Source organism: Novosphingobium sp. BF6, assembly GCF_058273105.1.
Genome location: NZ_CM177776.1, coordinates 1,157,259 through 1,178,110, shown reverse-complemented (window position 1 = coordinate 1,178,110; position 20,852 = coordinate 1,157,259). Strand labels below are relative to the sequence as shown.

The 20,852-nt window shown below is 63.9% G+C and carries 17 protein-coding genes; 5 read left to right on the top strand and 12 right to left on the bottom strand.

Features of this window, described 5'->3' with window-relative positions; translation table 11 throughout:
* Positions 1–5: 5 nt before the first annotated feature.
* Positions 6–1,565 carry a carbon-nitrogen hydrolase family protein gene (locus AC4D6D_RS20570; protein WP_147220467.1) on the bottom strand — a complete coding sequence of 520 codons (1,560 nt, stop codon included), beginning with the start codon at positions 1,563–1,565 and terminating at the stop codon, positions 6–8.
* 118 nt (positions 1,566–1,683) lie between these two features.
* Between AC4D6D_RS20570 and AC4D6D_RS20565 the strand changes: the two genes are divergently transcribed.
* Entirely contained in the window at positions 1,684–1,950 is a 267-nt protein-coding gene (locus AC4D6D_RS20565; protein ID WP_491327389.1) for a hypothetical protein, read from the top strand.
* A gap of 120 nt (positions 1,951–2,070) precedes the next feature.
* On the opposite strand, the gene queF is transcribed toward AC4D6D_RS20565, so the two are convergent.
* Positions 2,071–2,532, bottom strand: a complete 462-nt coding sequence (queF, locus tag AC4D6D_RS20560; protein WP_491327388.1) for a preQ(1) synthase — start codon at positions 2,530–2,532, stop codon at positions 2,071–2,073.
* 199 nt (positions 2,533–2,731) lie between these two features.
* On the opposite strand from queF, the gene AC4D6D_RS20555 reads away from it, so the two are divergent.
* The 3 genes from AC4D6D_RS20555 to AC4D6D_RS20545 all read left to right on the top strand — a co-directional run bounded on the left by AC4D6D_RS20555 (position 2,732) and on the right by AC4D6D_RS20545 (position 6,642).
* Entirely contained in the window at positions 2,732–4,066 is a 1,335-nt protein-coding gene (locus AC4D6D_RS20555; RefSeq protein ID WP_491327387.1) for a hypothetical protein, read from the top strand.
* An 80-nt stretch (positions 4,067–4,146) separates the two neighbouring features.
* Positions 4,147–5,373, top strand: a complete 1,227-nt coding sequence (metC, locus tag AC4D6D_RS20550) for a cystathionine beta-lyase (protein WP_491327386.1) — start codon at positions 4,147–4,149, stop codon at positions 5,371–5,373.
* A gap of 483 nt (positions 5,374–5,856) precedes the next feature.
* Positions 5,857–6,642 (top strand): IclR family transcriptional regulator, encoded by a 786-nt coding sequence (locus tag AC4D6D_RS20545; protein ID WP_491327385.1) that lies wholly within the window; start codon positions 5,857–5,859, stop codon positions 6,640–6,642.
* 222 nt (positions 6,643–6,864) lie between these two features.
* On the opposite strand, the gene AC4D6D_RS20540 is transcribed toward AC4D6D_RS20545, so the two are convergent.
* The 4 genes from AC4D6D_RS20540 to AC4D6D_RS20525 are packed head-to-tail and all read right to left on the bottom strand — an operon-like array spanning position 6,865 to position 11,590.
* The gene (locus AC4D6D_RS20540) at positions 6,865–8,184 is read right to left on the bottom strand and encodes a spinster family MFS transporter (protein ID WP_491327384.1); all 1,320 of its coding nucleotides are present in this window, start codon (positions 8,182–8,184) and stop codon (positions 6,865–6,867) included.
* 40 nt (positions 8,185–8,224) lie between these two features.
* The gene (locus AC4D6D_RS20535) at positions 8,225–9,271 is read right to left on the bottom strand and encodes an amidohydrolase family protein (protein ID WP_491327383.1); all 1,047 of its coding nucleotides are present in this window, start codon (positions 9,269–9,271) and stop codon (positions 8,225–8,227) included.
* A complete protein-coding gene (locus AC4D6D_RS20530; RefSeq protein WP_491327382.1) occupies positions 9,268–10,599 on the bottom strand; it encodes a fumarylacetoacetate hydrolase family protein in 1,332 nt (443 codons plus the stop codon). The genes AC4D6D_RS20535 and AC4D6D_RS20530 overlap by 4 nt, the downstream gene beginning before the upstream one ends.
* Entirely contained in the window at positions 10,589–11,590 is a 1,002-nt protein-coding gene (locus AC4D6D_RS20525) for an MBL fold metallo-hydrolase (protein ID WP_491327381.1), read from the bottom strand. Before AC4D6D_RS20525 ends, AC4D6D_RS20530 begins: the two co-directional genes overlap by 11 nt.
* Before the next feature lie 82 nt (positions 11,591–11,672).
* Between AC4D6D_RS20525 and AC4D6D_RS20520 the strand changes: the two genes are divergently transcribed.
* The gene (locus AC4D6D_RS20520) at positions 11,673–12,332 is read left to right on the top strand and encodes a TetR/AcrR family transcriptional regulator (protein WP_491327380.1); all 660 of its coding nucleotides are present in this window, start codon (positions 11,673–11,675) and stop codon (positions 12,330–12,332) included.
* A 93-nt stretch (positions 12,333–12,425) separates the two neighbouring features.
* Here AC4D6D_RS20520 and AC4D6D_RS20515 read toward each other — a convergent pair whose 3' ends face one another.
* From AC4D6D_RS20515 to AC4D6D_RS20490, 6 genes are all read right to left on the bottom strand, one after another.
* On the bottom strand, positions 12,426–13,385 hold the full coding sequence (locus AC4D6D_RS20515) for a fumarylacetoacetate hydrolase family protein (protein ID WP_491327379.1): 960 nt from the start codon (positions 13,383–13,385) through the stop codon (positions 12,426–12,428).
* 22 nt (positions 13,386–13,407) lie between these two features.
* Entirely contained in the window at positions 13,408–14,523 is a 1,116-nt protein-coding gene (locus tag AC4D6D_RS20510; RefSeq protein ID WP_491327378.1) for an FAD-dependent oxidoreductase, read from the bottom strand.
* Positions 14,520–15,428, bottom strand: coding sequence for a VOC family protein (locus tag AC4D6D_RS20505; RefSeq protein ID WP_491327377.1), 909 nt, complete (start codon positions 15,426–15,428; stop codon positions 14,520–14,522). Before AC4D6D_RS20505 ends, AC4D6D_RS20510 begins: the two co-directional genes overlap by 4 nt.
* A 69-nt stretch (positions 15,429–15,497) precedes the next feature.
* The gene (locus AC4D6D_RS20500; RefSeq protein ID WP_491327376.1) at positions 15,498–17,951 is read right to left on the bottom strand and encodes a TonB-dependent receptor; all 2,454 of its coding nucleotides are present in this window, start codon (positions 17,949–17,951) and stop codon (positions 15,498–15,500) included.
* Between the two features lie 531 nt (positions 17,952–18,482).
* Positions 18,483–19,829: a glutathione-disulfide reductase gene (gene gor, locus AC4D6D_RS20495; protein ID WP_491325439.1), complete on the bottom strand. Its 1,347-nt coding sequence runs from the start codon at positions 19,827–19,829 to the stop codon at positions 18,483–18,485.
* Positions 19,830–19,954: 125 nt separating this feature from the next.
* Complete coding sequence (locus tag AC4D6D_RS20490; RefSeq protein ID WP_491327375.1) at positions 19,955–20,848, bottom strand: SDR family NAD(P)-dependent oxidoreductase; 894 nt, start codon at positions 20,846–20,848, stop codon at positions 19,955–19,957.
* Positions 20,849–20,852 lie beyond the last annotated feature (4 nt).

Genomic DNA, 20,852 nt, shown 5'->3' with positions numbered 1-20,852 from the left:
CCGGCCTACTGCTGCGTCCACTCCACGCGGTAAAGGTCGAAACGCCGGTCCTTAAGGTTCTGCACCGCGCCCGATTGGCGCGCGGTCAGCAGGGCATCGAGGCTGAGGTCCGCAATCGCAATCGTCTCGGTGTTCGCGGCCGTATCCGCCGCCACGCCGTCGCGCGCAAAGGGGAAGTCCGAGGGCGTCAGGATCGCGCTTTCGGCATAGTGCACATCCATGTTCTCCACGTTCGGCAGGTTGCCGACGACGCCCGAAGTGACAACGTAGCACTGGTTCTCGACCGCCCGTGCCTGGCAGCAGTAGCGCACCCGCAGGAAGCCCCGGCGCTCGTCGGTGCAGAACGGCACGAAGAGCATCAGCGCGCCCTGGTTGACGAGGTGGCGGGACAGTTCGGGGAACTCGCTGTCGTAGCAGATCATCACCCCGATCGGCCCGCAGTCGGTGGGGATCACATTCGCGCCGTAGCCGCCCTTGATGTTCCACCAGCGGCGCTCGGACGGCGTGGGGTGGAGTTTCTGGGTCTCGTGCGTCGAACCGTCGCGCAGGAAGGTATAGGCGATGTTGCGGATCTCGCTCTTGCCCTGGCCCAGCTTGACGCGGGTGGGATGCGAGCCGCCGATGATGTTGATGTTGTAGGATACCGCCATGCGCTGCATGAATTCGACGAAGCGCTCGGTATATTCCGCAATCTTCTCGATCGCCTCGACCGGCTGGAGCTTCTTCTCCTCGATCGACAGCAGTTCGAGCGTGAACAGCTCGGGGAAGGCCACGAAGTCGCTCTCGTAGTCGGCGGCGACATCGATCCAGTATTCGACCTGGGCCTCGAACTGGTCGATGGTCTCGATCTTGCGCATCTGGAACTGCACCGTGGCGACGCGCACGCTCGAGGGTACCCGCTCCTTGAGACCGGGAACCGACTTGCCGGTATCGAGCGGCGCAAGCGGATTGGTCCAGTACATGAGGACCGCGTTGCCGCCGCTCTCGCGGTCGGTGGGGATATAGTCCGGCAGGATGCCGCGCGGCTCGTAGCCTTCGTTCATCTGGAAATTGATGACCTGGTCGCGGATCTTCTTCTCGCGCACAGCCTGCACGTAGTCGGCCGGATCGGGGTAGGCGCGCTTGCGACGGTAGTAGCCCGGCATGCGACCGGCGAAGGCAATGCCCTTCAATTCGAAATACTGGCACACCTCGCGGCGCTTGCGATAGAGCCGCTGGCCGATGCGCAGGCGGCGGTAGTCGGGATCGACGCAGACCTCGAAACCGTAGAGCACGTCGCCTTCGGGCGCGGGAGGACGGCCGTAGCCGCCGTTGCTGATCTCTTCCCAGGTATGCGGCTTGAACGCGAGGTCGGCGGTGACGATCATCGTCGCGCAGTGGCCGACGACTTTGCCTTCGTATTCGGCGACGAACTGGCCTTCGGGGAAATTGATGATCTGGCCGCGGATCTCGGCGCGGGTGAAAGCGTCGGCCTTGCCGTAGACTTTCACCGAGAGCCGCGCGATGGCCGGGGCGTCGCCGACAGTGGCCGGGCGGATGATGAGCTTGGCTTTGGTCTGGTCCATGGACCGAATTCTACGCACGACGCGGCGAAGGGTTCCAGTCCCGAAAAAGACTCTTTTCCCGCCGCTTGCGGGATATTTTCGGCGCGGCGCCCGTTATCGGTCTCGAAAGGAGAGACCTGTGAGCACCACACTCATCGCCCTCGCCCTGTTCGGTTGCAGCGACGACGGATCGGCCTGCGAAAGGCTGTCGGCTCCCGTCCAGACCTACGAAACGCGCACCGAATGCACCGCTCGCCTCGACGATGCCCTGGCCACCGAAGCGGCGCTCAAGGCCGAAGCGCCCACGGTCTACGCCCAGTGCCTCCCGAACCGCCAGCTTGCCTCGCTCGGAAAAGGAACGATCGACCTGCGCCGAGTCAACGGAGTGCAGTTCGCGGCAAAATGACGCAGATACGTAGCCCGGCATGGACCTCGGGAATGCGAGCCTCGCGTTCGCTCGATCCGGAGGGAAAGTCCGGGAGCATAGGGGCGTCGGCGCAAACCGGCGCCCCTGCTTACGTCGGGTTCAGCCGCGACCGCGATAGCCCTGAACGCCCTGATCCGGCACCCAGAGGCCTTCCGGTGCCGCGCCGGACTGCCAGAACACGTCGATCGGGATGCCTCCGCGCGGATACCAGTAGCCGCCGATGCGCAGCCAGTGAGGTTTCATTTCGTCGAACAGGCGCTGGCCGATGCCTACCGTGACATCCTCGTGGAAGCCGTTGTGATTGCGGAACGCACCGAGGAACAGCTTGAGGCTCTTGGATTCGACGATGGTTTCGCCCGGCGCATAGTCGATCACCAGATGGGCGAAGTCGGGCTGGCCGGTCACGGGGCAGAGCGAGGTGAATTCCGGCGCGGCGAAGCGCACCAGATAGAGGCTGCCCTGACGCGGATTGGGAACGTAGTCGAGCACGGCCTCTTCGGGCGAAGCCGGCAGCGCACTGGTCTGGCCGAGATGCAGCGGAGTCATGGAAGTGTCAGTCATGCCGGACTTGATAGGTGTCCCGGCCTTCCGCTTCAACCCGCTGCGACGGGGAAAGCGGTTCCGGCGAGATTGCCCGAGAGGCACGATTTCGGCTATGATCGCCCACGTCTTGCCGCGCGGACCTTCGGCATTAACGCAGGGTTCAGCGCGTGGTCCATTTGGGATCGGTACAGAGGCTGGGAGCTTGATGCGGGGCATTGTGACTAAATTCGCGACACCACTTTCACGCGCAGCGCTTGTCGTCGGCCTTCTGGCAGGACCGACGACGGCATTCGCGCAAGGCACATGGAGCCTGCCTCCGGGCCAGCAGGAAGGCCAGAGCGCGCCCCGTTCGCAAGGGCCGGTCGATCCGCAGAACCCCAACGTCTCGCCGCGCGATACCGCGCCTGAAACGCCTGCGGCCGCGCCTTCCGCCCGGCCGACGCCGGTTCCGACCATCGTCGCGCCGCCCCCTCCGGCCGTTCGCGTTACCGAGCGTCCGCAGCCCCGCGCGTCGACTGCACCTGCTCCGGTTCCTTCGGCTACCCCCGCACGCCCCGCCGAAGCGCCGCGGGTGGAGGCGACCACTATTGCCGCGCCCTCATCGGCCGTGACGCCCTCCCCCGAGCCGGGTCCGACGGCCCCGGCGACCGGCGAGACCATCGCGCCGCAGGCCGTGCCCTCCGCAGCGCCCGAAACCGCCGTCCAGCCCGCCACCACGCCGCATTGGCCGGAGTGGTGGCTCGCCATCCCGGCGGCGCTGGTCGGGGTGGGTATCGGCGTCTTCGCCCTGCTGCGCCGCCGCCGCGCACCCGCCACCGCCTGGGAAGAAGCCGGTCTCGAACCGGAAGCCGAACCTGAGGACGAAATCGCCGACGAGGCGGCGGATACACCTTCGACCGTCGCCGCTGCCGAAGCCGTCGCCGCGCTCGATCCGGTTCCTGCCGTCTCGCCGATCCCGCGCGTGCAGCCGCCGCGCAATCCCGAACCGCAGCGCCGTCCTGCACCGCAGCCCACGCCGAGTCCCACTCCTGCCGGTCCTGGCGTGATCGCGGTTCATTTCGAGCCGCTAAGCCTGCGCCTCTCGCTCGTTTACGCGACGCTGCAATATCGCCTCACGCTCTCGGCGCCGGAAAGCGGCCTGTCGCAACAATGGCGCGTGCTGGGCGACATGATCTCCGCCCACGCATCCCTGTCGCAGGGCGAGCAACTCGCGCCCGATCCGGCAGCCCTGCCGCTGAAGCACACGCTCGAAGCCCTCGCGCCCGGCGAAACGCGAGAGATCAAGGGCGAACTGCAGTTGCCGCTGAACGCCATCCGCGTGATGCGCCAGGGCCAAGCCAGCCTCTTCGTACCGCTGGTGCGCCTCTGCCTCGCCGGCGAGCAGGGCCATCTGGAGCGCCGGGTCTTCACCTTGGGCGTTCCCGGCGAAGGCTCCGGCCTCGCCCCGATCCGCCTCGACACCGGCCCGCGCGACCATGCCGCCATTTCCGTCCGAGAGATCGAAGCCGCCCGAACCTTGGGGCAAGACCCCAATTCACCCATCGCGGCCTGAAGGATCGGGATAACCGCCCTTGCCTCTCGACCCTGCCCACACGCCGCGTTAGGTCTACGCGCTCAAGAGCGGAGAGCATTTTGAGCGATTTGGACAATTTCGACGAGCTGGCCCCCTTCACCAAGCTGGTCGGCGGCGGGCGCCGCAAGGAATGGACCGGCGCGGTCGTCAACCCGCCGGTCTGGCGTGCCAGCACCCATCTCTATGAGAACACCGCCGCGCTCGCCGAAGGGCCAAGCCGTAACGAGGACGGCCGCTTCTTCTACGGCCGCCGCGGCGCTCCCACGCAATGGGCACTCTGCGAGGCCCTGACCAAGATCGAGCCGGGCGCCCACGGCACCGTGATCTATCCCTCGGGCGTCGCCGCATTGGCCGGGGTCATGCTCGCGGTGCTGCGGCCGGGCGATGTCGTGCTCATCACCGACAATGCCTATGACCCGACCCGCTCGATGGGCACCGGCATGCTCACCGACTTCGGCATCGAGACCCGCTTCTACGATCCGCTAGACATTCCGGCCTACGAGGCGCTGTTCTGCGAACGCACGCGCGCCGTGCTGATCGAGGCGCCGGGCAGCCTGTCCATGGAAGTCTGCGACGTGCCCGAACTCGCGCGCATTGCGCGCGAGAAAGGCGCCGTCTCGGTGCTCGACAACACCTGGGCCAGCCCGCTCGGCTTCGCCGGGCTGGAAAAGGGCGTGGACGTGACCGTCATGGCGCTCACCAAACATGTCGGCGGCCATTCCGACCTGATGATGGGCAGTGCCAGCGCCCGCAAGGACCTGTACGACAAGCTGCGCAAGCGCTCGCAGGACCTCGGCATCGTCGTCTCGCCCGACGACGCCGCGCTCGCGCTGCGCGGGCTGCGCACGCTTGGTGTCCGCCTGCGCCAGGAGGCCGAATCCGCACTGATGATCGCGCGCTGGCTCGAAAACCGCCCTGAAGTGGCGCAAGTGCTCTGCCCGATGCTGCCCGGCTCGCCCGGCCACGATATCTGGGCGCGGGACTTCACCGGCGGCTGCGGCCTCTTCAGCTTCGTGTTCAAGGGCGGCACCCCGGCGGACCGCAACCGCTTCATCGACGCGCTGAACCTCTTCGCGATCGGCTATTCCTGGGGCGGCTTCGAAAGCCTCGTCGTGCCGATCGAACCGACCCGCCACCGCGACATCATGCCCTGGCCGCCCGAACAGCAGGACAAGGCTGACCGCTACGGCGTGCGCCTTGCGGTCGGCCTCGAAGACGTGGGCGACCTGATTGCCGATCTCGATCAAGCCCTCGCCGTCATGCAGCACGCCAGGACCGGAGGATGAGCACTCCGGTCGCCCGAATGGTGATGGCAGGCCCGATGCCCATCGCCGCGAAGCGTCACGTACCTCCCTCGCGGCGGCCGATCAGCCGCTGGCGGGAGCGGACGCGATCTGCTCGCCCGTGCGCTTCGAATTTGCCAGATGCCTGCCATTCCCGCTGAAGGCGTTTTCCGGGACGGGACAAATACATTTGATCCGTCTTCCGCAGCACGACTTCGTCATTGGGCCGCGCTACCTCACCATCATTCTACTGCGCCGGAGTCCAGAAACATGACGGTCTGGCAGTTTGTGCCGCAGTCGGTACCGAAACACCCCCGATCTCATACCGTCGGCATCTCCATCATCAGCCGGAAGGGCAGTTTGCCTGCGATACGTCACGCATTATGGAACGCCTTTTAAATTGCACCACATTGTGAAATTCAGTATCCTGCCACAAGTATAGTACCTCGCCCCGGCCCATCGGAGCGGTCGTTCCGGAGCAAGACCTTGAAATCGCAAACCGTCGCCCCGGAACCGAGCGCCAGCAATGTCAAAGGCGCGCAAACGCTTATGCGCGCTCTCGATATTCTCGATGAGGTTATCGCCGGTCCCGTTCGATCCGCAGACCTTGCGCGCAAGCTCGACATCAGCAAAACCACGGCACATCGGCTGGTACAGGCCTTGCGTTCGCGCGGCTACCTTTCCATCACCAAGGACGGCTTCGCCCTCGGCCCCAAGTTGTTGCAATTGGGCGTGCACGCAACCGAACAGATCGATTTTGTGCGGGTGGCGACGCCATTCATGACCGAACTGTCCCACGAGACCGGCTTTTGCGTCTTTGTCGGCAAACGCGAAGGCGATTGGTCGAGGCATCTGGAACGCATCACCGGTACGCAGCGCCTTCGGGTCGCAACCGCTCCGGGAGACCGCCGTCCTATTGCTGAAACGGGGCTGGGCAAGGCACTTTTACTCGACGAACCCGAAGACGTCTGGGAAGTGCTTTACCGCCAATCGCGAGAAGGCAGCGTGACCAAGAAGGAAGTCGCCGCTTTCGTTTCGCATATGCGCCAGCACGCGTCGGCTGGATACGTCCAGCACGACAGCGAACTCGGAGATAGCGTACGCTCAATCGCGGTGCCGATCAGGGACGCTCGCGGTAAAATTGCGATCGCGATCAGTGTCGCCAGCGCCGCGCATTACCTGACCGACCAGGTGAAACCCTCACTCACTGCTGCAATTATCGCCACGGCCGCCAAAATCGGGGAGGCCGTCGGACAGACGCAGAGCCGCTGAGCGTTGAAGAAGGCATAGATTCTGCCGCGCGGCATGCGGGAGTGCTTCGCCTCCACATCACGCGCGGACAAAGTCTGGCCTCGAGAGGCGGCGGAGGTGATTGTCGATAACTGCGCATAACGCACGCGGCCATTCCTGGTCACCGGGGCCGGGGAACAGGTCGCCCGGCACCGGCCAGTCTCAGGAACCAGTTGCAGCCCCGCGCGGTCGCTCGGCGGCCGCCTAATGCTGCACCAGCCGTTCACCGGCTTTGGACCAATCGGCCGCAGGTTCGTTCGTTGCGCCGAGTTGGCGGTAGGCTACGAGCAGCAAGGCCGCGCCGATCAACGGCGAAAGCAGCAGCGTCCCCAGGCCGTAGCGGAGCGATTCCGCATCGTAGTAAGGAGCCAGCCAGTCGCTGGTCACACCGACGACAAAAGGAGCAAGGGCGCTGCCGATCAATCCGTAGGCTACCAGCATCAGCGTGGAGGCAAGAGCCCGGCTGCGGGGACCGACCATACTGGTTCCGTATGCGAAGCAGGGTGCGACACCAAGCGACATCAGGAAGTTCATGATCCCTGTCGCGACCAGCGCGCCTTGGATGGTCGGCGCAAACAGAAACATGATCAGAAACGGGACCGAACAGGGGCTCGCGATCAGCGGCACGAGCAATCCGGCGCGCTCGTTGCGGTAACGGCGGATCAGCCAGCCTGCAAGCACGCCGCCAAGCACGGTGCCCGTGATCCCGCCAATCCCCACTGTCGGCCCGATGATGGCGCCGACCTGGGCCAGAGGCACACCATGGCTTCGCTGGAAAAAGGCCGGCCCCCAAGTGCCCAGCACCGCGCCGATCGTGCCCATGAAGCCGACGCCGAGCGACATTGTCGTGAAGCCGGGAGTGGTCAGGATCGTGCCGATATTGGCAATGGTTCCCTGCTCCGTGCCGGAACGGCACGGGTCCGGGTCGTCGAAGCGCCGCACCGGATCGCGCACTGCGATCACGATCCAGAGTATGAGCGCGACACCGCTTGTCCCGCACAGCACGAACATCGCGCGCCATCCGTAAGCCGCGGCGAGCAGGCTGGCCACAATCGATCCGCCGATCAGCCCAACGAACGCACCGGACTGAAATACCGCGATCGAGCGCGGCCTGTCGGCCGGTGTACGCATGTCGGGAATCATCGATAGCGCCACGGGGAAGACCGTAGCCTCGCCCGCGCCGACCAGAATGAGCGCAAGAGCCAATGTGGCAAAGCCGGAGGCAAAGCCGATCAATCCCGTCGCGAGCGACCAGCACGTCACGCCCAGTAGAAGGATCACCTTGCGATTACCGCGATCGGTCCAGTTGGCGATCAACACTCCGGCGACCAGGTTGAAGGCGGTGAAGATGGCACCGTTGAGGAGCGAGACCTGGGTGTCGCTCAGCATCAGGTCGCGCTTGACCGGTTCGACCACCACGCCCAGCAGCGCGCGGTCGCCCCAGCTCAGCGTATTGGCCAGAAACAGCGCGAACAGTGTGGCCGGTTTTCGCCAATCGCCCCTGATGGTCTGGTGCTCGATCATTCGCGTTCTCCCATTCGCGTCATTGTCTCTCGGGCCGTCTTCAGTCGATGCACATCCCCAAGAGTTCCGCTGCGTTCAGACCCATGATCTTTGCCTGGTCCTCGTCGGACAGGCGGCTATGGAAGCCGACCGGGTCGGGTTCGGCCATGTCAAACGGATAGTCGCTGCCAAGGCAGAGCCTGTCGGCCCCGTGGCTGCGAACGAGTTGTTCGAGCTGGTCCCGATCGAATACGAGCGTATCGAGCCAGAGCTTGCGCAAATAGCTTGAGGGCTCATGCCGGCAATGCTCCGAACAGTCGCGCCGCGCGCGCCAACCATGGTCCATGCGGCCCCAATAGCCGGGGAGGTAGCCGCCACCGTGCGCGACGCAGATCTTCAGTCCGGGATGGCGATCGAGCACGCCGCCGAAGATGAGATGGCCAATCGCCAGCGTCGATTCGAGCGGATTGCCGATGAGGTTGTTGAAGTAGTATTCGCTCATCCGCTGCGCATGGGTGAAACCCAGCGGGTGGAGAAAGATGAGAATGTCCAGCTCTTCCGCCGCAGCCCAGAACGGGCGGAAGCGTTCGTCATGAAAGTCGACGCCATTGACATTGGAGCTGATCTCGATCCCGCGAAGGTCGAGTTCCTTCACGCAGCGCTTCATTTCCTCGACTGCCATCTCCACGTTCTGGAGCGGCACGGTGCCCATGCCGATAAAGCGGTCGGGATTGTCGGCGACGGCGGCGGCCATGCCGTCGTTCACGGCCCGTGCGGCGTCACGACCGGTTTCGGGATCGACGTAATAGAAATACTGCCCCGGACTGGGGCTGAGCGCCTGCACATCGATTCCCAGGCGATCCATGTCCTGGAGCCGGGTGTCGACGGTGTTGAGCGTGCGCCCCATCGCACCGAACATCTCGCGATTGACTTGCGATGTCCTGGCGCTGGTAAAATCGTTGATGCCGGGGGGCGGTCCGGGGTATTTCGCCTGTACGATGGCGTCGGCGGCGGGAATGCCGAGATGGCAGTGAATGTCGACGACGAGGTGCTTGCCGCGCGCGGCGACACGGATCGGGCGCCTTTCACCGCAAGTGCTGATAGTCATGATGATGCCCTCGTTCCGGCGGGAAGGATCGTGCCGCTGCAGTCGCCGAAGCCGATCGGACGGAAGCCATCCGCGTGCGCACGGCCCCGAATTGTCAGCGTGTCTCCGTCTTCCAGCATGACCCGTTCGCTGCCATCCGGCAGCCTCAGGGCCTGGCCGCCCGGCGTGGTGATTTCGGCCAGGCATGCGCGCGATCGCTCGGAGGCGCCGGATACCGTTCCGGTCGCAATGAGGTCGCCCGCCTCGAGCGGGGCACCGCCGCTGGCCTGATGGGTGACCATCTGTGCCAGCGTCCAGTAAAGATCGGAGAGTTCGGTTTCGGTGACGCGCAGACTCGCGCCGCCCGAAGTGACGAGATCGGCAGTCAGGGTTACGCTGATCGCGCCGTGGCTCCGGTCGGGCCCGGCGAGCAGATAGGCGGGTACTTCCGGCTCGCCTTCGTTCCTGCTGCGTGCCTTGCAGCGGAAGGGAGCGAGCGCTTCCATGGTCACGATCCACGGGCTGACCGTCGTCAGGAAGCTCTTGCCCAGATGTGGCCCCAGGATCATCTCGAAGTATTGAATGGCGCGCGCCGACCAGTCGTTCACGAGGCAACAGCCGAACAACAGGCCTTCGGCTTCCTCCGGCCGCAGCGCATGCCCCAGCCGATTGCCCGGCCCGCGCAGCCATGCTCCGAACTCGAGCTCGAAATCGAGCATGGGTTCAGGGCCGAACGCCAGGTTTGCGCTGCCGGGCGGCGTTTCGAACTGTCCGGTCGGGCGAACCACCGGCCTGCCGCTGGCCATGACGGAACTTGCGCGGCCATTGTAGGCCACGGGAAGCGTCATGGCGGCCAGTTTGGGCGGATTGCCCCGGCCCATGCGGCGGATATGGTCGATCGAAGTGCAGAAGTCTGTAAAGGCGGTCGGACGCAGCGGCATCACCAGTTCGGCTTGCGCCATGGGAATGAGCACCGAGGCCAGTACGGCCGGATCGCCCGGCCCTCCTTCGCTGAAAAGATCGGAGAGACGCGCGCGCAGCGCACTGACGGCTGCGGGCGCGCAGGTCAGGAGCGGAGCAAGTGAGGGCCCGGCAGCGGCTCCGGCCGCCTCCATGGCAAACCCGTCCAGCAGGCCCGTCTGCAGCAGGGCGGCCAGGTCGATTATCTCATCGCCCAGCGCCACTCCGCCTTGCGTCGGCGCGCCGGAGCCTGACGCGCGGCTGCGGAACTGCCCGAAGGGCAGGTTCTGGATCGGAAAGTCCTGCGCCTCGGCATTGGCCGAGGCCAGCCAAGACCGGCGCGCCGGATCGTGCGTGGCGTTGACTGCAAGCGCGGTATCAGTGCGCATGGCCGCTTCCCGTCTGGCAGCCGCATTCCTTCTGCAACGTCTTCTCACGGCTGTACCGCCCCATCTCGCCGAACAGATCCCGCCCGTCCTCGGGCGGGATCGGCGCACCCCACTGGCGATAGAGCGCAAAAACATTGGCGACGATGCGTTCCGGATCGGTCCAGCCGTCGTAGGCACGCATGTCGATATCGCGGCCGGCGTCTTTCCAGCCCAGCCCCGCTTCGAAGCGAGCGCGGGCTTCGTCGCGGACGTATTCGAAATAGCCCTTGAGGTTTGCCACTGCCCCCGTGTCCGTGATGGGGCCATGGCCCGGAACGACCACTTCGGGGGCGAGGTCGATGATGTATTGGCAGGCGGCGATCCAGTTTTCGACGGGGCCGTCCCAAATGATGGGATGCCCTTCGTTGAACAGCAGGTCCCCGGTAAACACGACACGGTCCTGCGGCACCCAGGCGATCGTGTCGGATGCGGTATGCGCGGGTCCCAGATCAACGAGATCGACCTGCTTGTCGCCTACGGTCAGGCTGAGGCAGCGTTCGAATGTGCGCGTAGGCATGGCAACGGAATCGAGGTCGGACCAGTCGAACTTGCGGCCCATCGTTTCGTAGAGGAACGCTCCGGCATCCCCCATCTTTTCCCAGTTGTCGGCAAGGCTGGCGAACTGACGCGGATTGAACTGCTTCATTTCGGCGGCCGTTTCGTGCGTCGCGATGATTTCCGCGCCCTCGATCAGGCCGTTGCCGACGAAGTGATCCGGGTTGGCGTGGGTGTTGACCAGCCGGTCGATACGATCGCCGCCGGGCACGCGCGCAAAGTCCCGGAGCATTTCGCGAGTCAGCGAGCGACTCATCAGGGTATCCACGAGCAGGGTTTCCCCTGCCGACACGATCAGTCCGGCATTGGACCAGCCCCAGGTACCGTCCGGCTGGACATAACCGTAAATTCCATTGCCGATATCGTGCACGCCATGCCGGAAAGGCCAGTTTGCCATTCTCATGCTCTCCTCTACCGGGATCGGTTCTAAGGTATAAATTCCTGTTCTAAAGAATTATGTTTGCGGCTAACGGCACAGCATGGAAAAAAAGACCGTAACCAAGCGTGGTAAGGGCCGGCCGACAGCCGACGAGAATGGCGTCGGCCGCGAAACCCTGATCGATACGGCGGCCCGGCTGCTGCAGGAGCTGCCGCCGGCGCAGGTCTCGATCGCGGCGATCGGGCGGGAAGCGGGTGTCGACCCCGCCCTGATCCGTTACTATTTCGGTAATCGAGAAGCCTTGCTTTTCGAAGTCGCGCAGAAATTCGCGCAGCCCGCACAGGACGCGGCGCACCAAGACGAAGCGGTCGAGAACTGGGACGCAGCGGCGCAACTGGAAACCTTCATCCATCGCACTTTCCGCTTCACGCGGTCTGCCAAATACATGCAGCGCCTCATGATCGAGGAACTGGGCACCACCAAGTCCCCCGTCATCCAGCAGAAGCTCAAGGAATGGCAGCGGACGCCCGTCGCGTTCTACGAACGGCTGCAGGCTCGGGACGGCGGCGAGAAGCTCAGCGAATTCGACGCGCTGTTCCTGCATCTGGCCGTGGTCGGGATCAGCGATTTCTTCCAGGCCGGGTCCGCCGTGGTGAAGATGCTGGCTTCCGACGGCACGGATATCGAAGAGCTCGAGCAGCACTTCGAGGCCTTCGTCGTGCGCCTGCTGCTCGACGGCCTGCGCCGCCGGAACGATTGATGCCGCCCGGGTCGCGAACGAAGCGGACGAGGTGCAGGTCGATCGCCGACGGCTTTCCGGTAGCATCTATCCGACCCCTGCGCTAAAGGCGCGTCACACTTCGGCGACGCAGGGATTGCGCTGAAGGCCCAGTCCGGTAATCGATCCCTCCATTACGTCTCCGGCCTTGAGATGGATGCCGAAGGCCGAACCGTTGCCGTAAGGCGATCCGGTGCAGAGCAGGTCACCCGGTTCCAGAACGACCAGTTCGGACAGGAAGGCGATCTGCCGCGCGATGCTGATCATCATGTCCGATGTGCTTTCGTCCTGGTATAGCGTGCCGTTGACCGACAGGCGGATGTTCAGCGCATAGGGATCGGGGACGCGGTCCCTCGGCACGATAAGCGGACCGAACGGCAGGAAGGTCGGGAAGCTCTTGCCCGCGAGCCAGTCGGGGCCGATGGCGGAGCCATCGCGCCGGAAGATCAGTTCGCGGGCCGTCACGTCGTTGACGATGGCGAAGCCGGCGACATGATCCATCGCCTGTTCGGAGCCGACATGGCGACAGCGCTTGCCGATAACGACGCCGAGTTCCAGTTCCCAGTCGGGCTTCTGGACATTGCGCGGCAGGATCACGGTGTCGTTCGGGCCGATCACGCTCGAGGGCAGCTTGATGAAGCAGAAGGGCGTTGCGTGCGCGGCCCTCTCGTCCATGATCTTCTCTGCGTTGGCGCGCAAATCCTCCGGCGACATGCCGTCCTGTTCCGCCGTCTGCATCGAAGGATCGCCCATCATCAGGCCGATCACGTGCTTGCGGTAATTGGCGCCGGTACAGAAGATCTGGCGCGGTATGTAGGGGGCCAGCGCTTTGCGCGGGTCGAATGCGATCGATTCCGGCCAATCGGCATTGCCGAGGCGGGCGATCGCCTGTGCCGTCTCGTCCCAGCGCTCGAGCAAGGCGAGCATGTCGCCCTCGATACCGGCGCGAAAGAGGGGCAGCGCCCGGTCTTCCCGGACGAGTACGGGCTGCGGCTTACCGTCAAGCGACAGGGTCGCCAGTCCAAGATTGCTCATGACGTCCACTTTCCCGGTCTTCTCAATAGGGTTGCTGCAGGCGGGCCATGGTATCGCCCAGCATCGTGTTGGCTGCGACCTGATCGCCGCCGTTTATTTCGATCTCACCGATGCGAACGGAATTCTCGACCACGAGCCGGGCGCGCTCAAGACGGCGCGCCATGAAGGATTCCAGCGCTGCACCGACATCCTGCGTGCGTGCTATCTCTTCCGCCAGCACGAGCCCATCCTCGACCGCCATGCCCGCGCCCGATGCCATGTGCGGCGTCGTTGCATGGGCGGCATCGCCGATCAGGACCACGCGTCCCTTGAACCACGGCTCGGGCAGGAGGAGCCATTCCAGCGGACGATAGTTTACCAGCGAATGTTCGCCGAGCGCCGCGCGGATCTGCGGAACATAGCCGCCAAACGGCTCCAGCAGGGCCTTCAGGTGATCGACTTGCTCGGCCGGCTCGAACCGGCGGTTGTCGGGCACGTGCTCCAGTACGAAGAGATAGAGCTGCGTTTCCGAAATCGGATTGAACCCCAGCTTCACGGGACCGCCGAAGACCATCTCTGCCCGATCCACGCCGGGCGGGCGGTCGGCGATGGCCCGCCAGCACCCCTGGCCCGTGAAGCGGGGCTTGTCGGCGTTGGGAAAGAGCATCGACCGGGTGTCGGAATAGATTCCGTCCGCGCCGACCACCAGTTTGTAGTGCCCTTCGCTCCCGTCGTCGAACCGCACCCTCGCCGTCCTATCGGTTTCGGTGATCTCGGTCGCGCGCAAGCCCAGCCGCACCGGAATATCGGCACGGCGTACATGGCTGGACAGTATCTCGTGCAGGGCAGGCCGCATGATCCCGCCGCTCGAGCGGATGGGCGCGGGGTTCGTGTCCGCCGGAACTTCGAACAGCAAGGAACCGTCGATCGCCCTTCCACGCATGCCAGAGCCGATATGCCCGCACGCCCGAACCTCCTCGAGGATGCCGAGATCGTCGAAAGCGCGCAGGGACAGGCCGGTAACGCTGATCCCGGCGCCGTAGACCCGCCAGCCCGGATCAGCATCTATCAGTTCCACTTTCGTGCCGCTGCGCGCAAGCGCAAGGGCGGCGGACATCCCACCGACGCCGCCGCCGATGACCAATACAGTCTCGCTCATTTCGGAACCTTCCAAAGCCCAGCGTCGGGACTCATTTCCGCATGGGGCTTGTTGCCGGCAATGATGCGCCCGGTTCCCCACTGATCCATCACCTCAAGGCCCGGGGTGTAGACCGTGGGCTGCCAGCTTCCCTCATCCACCATCTCGAGATCCGACGTGTATTCCACCGTGTTCTTGTTCGGCGTCGAATAGTAGCTGAACGTGTTGTTGCCGGCAGTGTGGCGGCCCGGCCCCCATTGCAGTTCCACGCCGGCTTTCGTCAGCTTTCCGAGGCCCTTCATCAACGCATCGACGGAGGCGACATCGAAGGCGACATGGTTGAGTGCAGGCGGTCCGGGCAGGATAGCCAGACGGTGGTGGGCCGGGTTACACCTCAGGAAGACCATAAAGTCGCCAAGCCAGTCGGACAGGCGAAAGCCCAGGGTTTCGCGGTACCATGCCTCCAGGTCCTTGTGCCTTGGCGAATGCAGCACGACATGACTGATCTGCAGAGGAAGCAACTCCTGGTCGACCGCCGTACGGCAGGCGCGCGGCGTGGCTTCAGCCACGATTTCAACGGCCCGCCCCTCCGGATCGAAGAAGCGAAAGGCATATCCGCCACCCGGAGCGGCTGACGGCCCCGGTTCGCATATGATCTGCGCGCCGCTGGCCAGAACCTGCCCATGGAGCGCATGAAGTTCCGCGAGGCTGGCCGCGGTCAGGCCGATCAGGTCGGTCTTCTTCTCGTCGTCCTGACGCAATCTCAGGACATAGGGGTGCGGGGATGCGGCCGCCGCAAGATAGACCATCCCGTCCACCTCGGCGACTTCGACAAGCCCCCAGTCCTCGCGAAAGAAGGCGCGTTCACTATCCAGGTCCGGCACCGCCAGCGCAACGAATTGCAAGTCATTCACGGAAGCCGTCATGGTATTCCCTTCTCGATTTTCATGCTCCGATTCCTGAATCTGGCAATTCCAGGTTTCAAGATGGTCGGCTCAGAAGCGTACATTGGCGCGCAGGCCATACGTGCGCGGTTGCTCCGCGTTGGCGACGAAGAGATTGGCGTTGTTGATGGTGGCGCCGATCAGTCTGCGGCTGTTGCCGAGGTTGAAGACATAGGCCGTGACCGACCACGCTTCGCCTGCGTCCGCCACGGTCGCAGAGACGGTGCTGACGAAGTTGGCCTTGCCGCGAAGATAGGTCAGGTAATCGGCGCTGGAATAGGTCGTGCTGCGGTATCGTGTGCCCGCCTGCAGGACCAGGTCGACGCCGCCCATCGGCACAGTCTGCTGACCGTTCAGCGTGAAAGACCACTTGGGTGCGTTGAAGGCCGGTCGGCCCGAGCAGTCGACCTGGTAGACGCCGTAGCTCGTTCCGCCCGGTGTCGTCTGGGTAGTCGGAGTGTAGGAGCAGGCGGTGTTGGGCGGCATCCCCTGGTTCGGGGCATAATAGACGAAGCTGTCATAGCGCGTATGCAGGTATTGCACGCTACCCGACAGCAGGGTGTTGGGCGTGGCCTTGAACTCGACGTCCAGGTCCGCGCCCTTGATCGTGCTGGAGCCGATGTTGCGCGTCAGCAGCACCGTCGAGGGCGGATCCCCAAGGTCGTATCCGAACTGGCTGAACTGCTGATTGCGGTATTTCCAGAGGAAGGCTTCGAGATTGACTTGCAGGCGGCCGTTGATGAACCGGTTCTTCGAGCCGACGGTATAGGCGTCGAGCGTCTCGGGCCTGTAGGACTCCAGTCCGCGGGCGAACGAAAATCCACCCGCGTGATAGCCGGTCTCGAAACTGGCGTAGAGCATGTTGACCGCGGAGAGATCGTACTGCGCCGCCAGGCGGTACGTGAATTTCGTGTTTTTCAGTCCGGACGCGATCCTGATGGGCGAGAGCAGGACGAACGGTGCGGTCTGCGAGCCGCCGAAGGCGGGGGGCAGAACGAAGAGCGGCACCGGCGTCACCGGTACGCCGGCATCGGCATAGAAGCCTTCCACCGCCGATCCGCTCGTGGCCAATGGCGTGAAGGGAAGCGTCGGACAGCTGTTGCCCAGCGACGGGTTGCCGCAGAAGAGGATGTAGACGTTCGAAATACCGTCGAATCTCTTGCGGTCCGACGTGTAGCGGCCTGCCGCGGTCAGCGTTAGCTTGTCGATCGGGCGGAACGAGACCTTGCCGAAACCGGCCCAGGATTTCGTCTGCGTCTCGAAGTCCTGGTAGGGGGTAAGCGCGAACTGATTGTAGTAAGCCCCGGCCTTGATCTTCTCGTCGAAATACATGCCGCCGACAAGGTAATCGAGCGAGGTCGACAGTTCACCGGACCACCGTGCCTCAAGGCTGACCTGCCTGTCATTTTCCTTAGACCCGGCTTCGCGGAATATCCCCGTGAAGCTGTAGTCAATGTGCGCTTCGCGCCAGGCGGGCTGGATTGTCAGCGTACCGGCATCGGTCTTGTAGTTGAGTTCCGCCGTAATGCCCCAGTAGTCGTTGTCGTTGTTCGAAACCCCGTCCGCCACGGCTCCGGCCCGACCGGCCTGGTAGATGAAGCGGCTGGCGAGATAGGCTTGCGACTCGACATCGCCGATGCCCTTCTGCGGTGAGTAACCCGAAGGCGTGAAGCTGTACCCCGCAAAGCCGCTCGCGCCGTATGTCGGGTCGAGCGCGCCGAGATAATAGCCCGAGGCGCTTGCCCCGCCCTGGTGCGAATAGTCGGCGGAAATCCGCAGATCGAGATTATAGGACGGCTCCGCGTAGATCTGCAGACGACCACCGTATTCGCGCTGGTTGCCCGTTCCATCGCTGAGGAAGGCATCATGCCGCGAAAGATTGCCTGACAGGCGCATGGCAACATTGGCCCCCAGGGGCACGTTGAGGGCAGCCTGGGCTGTCAACCAGTCGTAATTGCCGTAGCCAGCAGTGACGTCGCCGCTCGACCTGCCCAATACGGGTTTGTTGGGAATGACGTTGATTGCCCCGCCCGTGGCGTTGCGACCGTAGAGCGTTCCCTGAGGCCCCTTCAGCACCTCGACGCGAGCGAGGTCGTAGAACATGCCCGAAGTCGAACTCGGGCGCCCGATGTAGACGCCGTCATAGTTGAAGGCGATCGCGGGGTCGGAATAGGCGTTTACGGTGTTGTTGCCGACGCCTCGCACGAAAAAGGCGGTCGTGCCGCCTGCGCCGCCCACCGCGGCCAGTGCCGGCGATGCTCGCGCGAGATCCTCGGCCCGGGTAATGATCTGCTGTTTGAGATCGTCGGTGGAGACGACGTCGATCGGCACCGGCGACTTCTGTGCGCTTTGGCTGATGCGTTCGGCAGTGACGATGATATCGGCCAGCACGGCGTCAGGCTTCTCGGAAGAATTCTCCACCTGGGCATGAGCGGGCAAGGACGGTGCGATCGTCAGTATCGCGCTTATGGCAAGGCCAGACACACCACGTCCGATGGCGTTCATCGCTTCTCTCCTCCCAAAGTAGCCAGATTTATTCCCGGTCGTAGGATTTATAATTCCCGCTAACATGAATTATGGAGTCGATCAATGCACTCGATCGACGACGCGGTAGATTTTGCTGCCGGGCCGCAACCGACTGCGAACTGCGCGGTCAGGCACCGCTCCGAGCACATCCGCGCATTGTGGCTAGACCGCGATTTGACCGGTTCGAAAGCTCGGCAAACAGGCGATGTTGCGCTCGGCGTTCACGCCCTGTGGCGCGTGAAAAATTCATCGCGCGCTCGGTTGTACGACCGCAGCCTCGGGCAAAGCGCGAGGTCGCGGGAACGAGCCTCACTTTTCAGGTTGAGAAGCGGTACGGGCGCCGCAAAAGCCCATCTTCTTTGGGACCTGATTAGGTGCCCGTCCTTTACGAGCGCCAGGACTCGCGGACTTCCATCTCGGCCAACGTCTTTGCACCGAAGGAGCGGGACATGCCCATCAACCGCTTAACGATCGGGACAGCCAACCCACAATCGCGCCGTAGCCCGCCAATCACTTCATCAGCACAAGCTCTTCCGACATCGTCGGATGCACGGCGACGGTCGCGTCGAAATCGGCCTTGGTCAGACCCGCCTTCACCGCGATGGCGGCGGCCTGGATGATCTCCGGCGCTTCCGGCCCGATCATGTGCAGGCCCAGCACGCGGCCGGTGTGCCCTTCGCAAACCATCTTGTAGAGCGAACGCTCGTTGCGGTGGGCGACGACGTTCTTCATCGGCCGGAAGTCGCTCGTGTAGATCTGCACCTCGCCGTATTGCTGGCGCGCCTGCGCTTCGGTCAGGCCCACGGCACCGATCGGCGGATGGCTGAACACCGCCGAGGGAATGCAGCCGTAGTCCACCGTCGTCGGCTTGCCGCCGAACACGGTATCGGCAAAGGCATGGCCCTCGCGGATCGCCACCGGGGTCAGTTGCACGCGGTTGGTGACATCACCCACGGCGTAGATGTGATCGACATTGGTCTGCGAATATTCGTCGACCAGAATCGCGTTCTTGTCGTCCAGTTCGACGCCGACGTTCTCCAGCCCCAGCCCTTCGACATTGGGTACGCGGCCAGTGGCGAACATCACGCAATCGACTTCGAGCGGCTCGTGGTTGGTCATCGAGACCGTGAGCGAGCCGTCCGCGTTCTTCTCGATGCCCCGGAAGTCGGCATTGAAGCGGAAATCGATGCCCTTGGTCAGCGAGATCTGGAGCAGGCGATCGCGCATGGATTCGTCATAGCCGCGCAGCAACTGGTCCGAGCGGTTGATCAGCGTCACCTTCGAACCGAACTGGTGGAAGATGCCCGCGAACTCGTTGGCGATATAGCCCGCGCCCGCGATCAGGATGCGCTCCGGCAGCGCATCGAGATGGAAAGCCTCATTCGAGGTGATGCCATGCTCGTGGCCGGGGCAGGACGGGATCAGCGGACGCGCGCCGGTGGCGATGAGGATGACTTTCGCGGTCTTCTTCTCGCCGCTGGCCAGGGTGATTTCGTGCGGACCGGTGATCGTGGCGCGCTCGTGAAAGATCTCCACCTGGTTGTTCGAAAGCGTCTGCGTGTAGAGACCGTTCAGCCGGTCGACATCGCCCAGCACGTTGTCGCGCAGCTTGATCCAGTCGAACTTGGCTTCCGGAATGTCCCAGCCGAACTGCCTGGCGTCCTCCAGATCCTCCGCGAAGTGCGCGCCGTAGACGAGCATCTTCTTGGGCACGCAGCCGCGGATCACGCAGGTGCCGCCGACCCGGTATTCCTCGGCAACCGCAACGCGCGCGCCGTGCGCCGCCGCGATCCGGCTGGCCCGCACGCCGCCCGATCCGGCGCCGATGGTGAAGAGGTCGTAGTCGAATTCTGACATGCGGCCTGGCTCCAATTATAAACAACGAATGCAGGACCACAGCATTGGCAAAGAGCAATTGCCGCGATCGCATCGACAGGACAGATTTTGAGGATGGCGTCCCCCGCGCCGTGGCAAGCTCTTTTCTAGCCCACCTGCCGAGCCGCCTCGCGCGCTTCCCTGTAGCGGGCCCGGCGGCCATCCTCGATCTTCAGCCGTTCATCCAAACCCGGATCAGGCGGATATTGCCGGAATTCGTCGATCACTTCGGCGAAAACCTCCGCCAGTTCCTCACGGAATTCGGGATGCGAGAACACATAGAAGCGGTTCTCCCTAATCGCGTCGATCGTACGCCGAGCGATGACTTCGGGTTCCATACCCGCCTGATGGACGTGTTCAAGCTGGCTGACAAACGCCACATTCACCGCCTTCGCGCCTACTTTCAATGCTTCCGGTCGGATCTCGTCGCTGGCGTAGATATGCGTCTTCACCAAGCCCGGACAGAGCATCGAAACGCCGATCCCGTGCGGCGCAAGGCTGTAGCGAAGAGACTCGCTCAGGCCACGTACCGCGAACTTCGTCGTGTTGTAGATGCCGGGCACCCCGCTGCCGAGAAACGCCGCCATCGACGCGGTATTGCAGACATGGCCGCCCTGCCCGCGCTGCTTCATGCGCGGAACGAAAGTCGCGATGCCGTTGATGACGCCGTGCAGATTGACGCCAAGCAACCAGTCCCAGTCGTCATAGGACGACTCGTCGATCGACTGGAACAGATTGACGCCCGCATTGTTGAACAGCAGACTTACCGGGCCCAGTTCCCGATCCGCCGCTTCCGCAAACCCCTCGCGCGAGGAGACGTCCAGCGGCACGCCGATCACCGGCTGGTTTTCCAGCGTCTTCAGCACCTCGGCGATCGCATCCTCGCGCACGTCGGCGATGGCGACCTTGCAGCCTTCCGCCAGCAACGTCCTTGCCAGACCTAGGCCGACGCCGTTGGCTCCACCTGTAACGAACGCCGTCCTTCCTGCCAGATCCTTCATCCCG